General features: G+C 73.3%; 1 protein-coding gene. It reads left to right on the top strand.

Annotated elements, in window-relative coordinates; genetic code table 11:
• Position 1: 1 nt before the first annotated feature.
• Positions 2-2629: SDR family NAD(P)-dependent oxidoreductase (locus ADL01_RS19095; RefSeq protein ID WP_267889928.1), on the top strand; the 2628-nt coding region annotated here is incomplete at its 3' end.

Below are 2629 nucleotides of genomic sequence, written 5' to 3'. Positions count from 1 at the left end.
GGTGCGGCCGGAGATTGTCGGTGGTCATTCGATCGGTGAGTTGACGGCTGCGTATGTGGCTGGGGTGTGGTCGTTGGAGGATGCGGCCCGACTGGTGGCGGCGCGCGGTCAGTTGATGCAGTCGCTGCCTGAGGGTGGGGCGATGTTGGCGGTGCAGGCGGCGGAGGCCGATGTGCTGCCGTTGCTGGAGGGCCTGGGCGAGCGTGCTGGTGTGGCGGCGGTGAACGGGCCCGCGCAGGTGGTGCTTTCCGGTGACCGGGCGGTTCTGGAGGGCCTGGAGCAGACGCTCCGCGGCGAGGGCCGCAAGGTGCGCTGGCTGAAGGTGTCCCACGCGTTCCACTCGCCGTTGATGGACCCGGTTCTCGACGACTTCCGCAAGGTGGCGGGGGGCCTGACGTACCAGGAACCGAAGCTGCCGGTCGTCTCCAACGTGACTGGTGAACTGGCCGAGTCGGCTCAGCTCACGGACCCCGAGTACTGGGTCCGCCACGTCCGGGAGGCCGTGCGTTTCCACGACGGCCTGACCACTCTCACCGCCCAAGGCGTGTCGACGCTGCTGGAGCTGGGCCCCGACGCGGTCCTGACCGCGATGGCGCACGACACCGTCACCGACCCGGCCGCGCAAGCAGGTCTGGTCGGTGCGCTGCGCAAGGACCGCCCCGAGGCCGACACGTTCCTGACCGCCCTTGCCACGGCGTACGTGCGCGGGGTCGAGGTCGACTGGGCGCCGCTGTACGCCCCGGCCGAGGCGCGCCGCCGCGTGGACCTGCCTACGTACGCCTTCCAGCGGAGCCGCTACTGGCCCCGTGCGGCGTCCGGCCTGGCCGGTGCGGTCGGCGACATGTCGGCCACGGGGCTCGCCTCTGCCGAACATCCCTTGCTGGGCGCGGCCGTGCCGCTGGCGGACGCCGATGGGTACCTGTTCACGGGCCGTTTGTCGGTGGCCACGCATCCGTGGCTGGCCGATCACGCGGTGGCGGGGCGGGTGCTGCTTCCGGGTACGGCGTTCGTGGAGCTGGCGATACGCGCCGGTGACGAGGTCGGCTGCGGGGTCCTTGAGGAGCTGACGCTGGCGGCTCCGCTGGTGCTGCCCGAGCGTGGCGCCGTCCAGCTGCAACTCGGCGTCGGAGCGGCGGACGAGGACGGACGGCGGAGCGTCGCCCTGCACTCCCGCGAAGAGCGCGAAGAGCGCGGCGACTACGCGGGCGACGGCAGCTGGACCGCCCACGCGAGCGGTGTGCTCTCCGACGGGACGCCGACGGCGGGCTTCCGCCTCGCCGAATGGCCGCCGCGCGACGCCGCAGAGGTCGATGTCCAGGGCCTGTACCGGCACTTGACGGAGCTCGGCTTCGCCTACGGCGAGGCGTTCCAGGGGCTGCGCGGTGCCTGGCGGCGTGGCGACGAGGTGTTCGCCGAGGTCGCCCTGCCCGAGGAGCAGCACGAGAACGCGGAGTCGTTCCGACTGCACCCCGCACTCCTTGACGCGGCCCTGCACGTGCTCGGCCTCGGCGTACTCCGCGGCGACGCGGCGGCCGAGGGCGGCGCGGCCGACGGCGCACGGCTGCCGTTCGCCTGGAGCGGCGTCTCGCTGCACGCGACAGGTGCCTCCGCCCTGCGGGTCCGGCTGGCCCCGGCGGGCAACGACGCCGTGTCGCTCACCGTCGCGGACGGACTCGGCGAACCCGTGGCCACCGTGGACTCGCTGGTCTTCCGGCCGGTCGAGGTGGACCGGCTCAGGAGCGGCGACCTCGGCGACTCGATGTTCCACGTCGAGTGGCGGCGGCAGTCCGTGGATGCGGCTGCCGACCCGGTGCCGTTCGCGGTGCTGGGTGCGGCGGTGGAAGCCGGGGAGGAGGCTCCGGCCGCGGTGGTGTGGTCGGCCGAACGTTCCTCGGGCGCCGACGGTGCGGGACTGGCTCGTCCGAAGGCTGTTTCTGCGGCGTTGGCCGAGGCTCTGGCCGTGGTGCAGGGGTGGTTGGCCGACGAGCGGTTCGCGGACGCGCGGCTAGCCGTGGTGACCCGGGGTGCGGTGGCGGTCGGCGCGGGCGCGGCGTCGCCGGATCCCGCCGCTGCGGCCGTGGCGGGTCTGGTGCGGTCGGCGCAGTCGGAGCACCCGGGCCGGTTCGTGCTCGTGGACGTCGCAGCGGGCTCGGGTGTGACCGGGGTGGCTGATTCGGACCTCGCCGCGGCGTTGGCATCGGGTGAGCCCGAGGTGGGGGTGCGGGACGGTGCGGTGTGGGTACCGCGCCTGGCACGCGTGGCCGCCGCCGTGTCCGATGAGGACGTCGCCCCGTGGGGTTCGGGCACGGTCCTGGTGACGGGCGCGTTCGGTGGTCTGGGCCGTGTGGTGGTCCGGCACTTGGCCGAGCGGCACGGCGTACAGGATCTGCTCCTCGTGTCGCGTCGCGGCCTTGAGGCCACCGGTGCGGCCGAACTCCAGGAGGAACTGGCGCAGTTGGGTGCACGGGCCACTGTCGCCGCGTGCGATGTGGCCGACCGTGACGCGCTTGCCGCGCTCTTGGAGGAGTCCGGCGCGGAGCTGTCGGCGGTGGTGCATGTGGCGGGTGTCCTGGACGACGGTGTGGTCACCTCGCTCACGCCCGAGCGTTTGGCGACGGTGCTGCGTCCG

Source organism: Streptomyces sp. NRRL WC-3618, from assembly GCF_001280005.1.
GTDB lineage: Bacteria > Actinomycetota > Actinomycetes > Streptomycetales > Streptomycetaceae > Streptomyces.
This window is presented reverse-complemented; position numbering and strand designations above follow the sequence as displayed.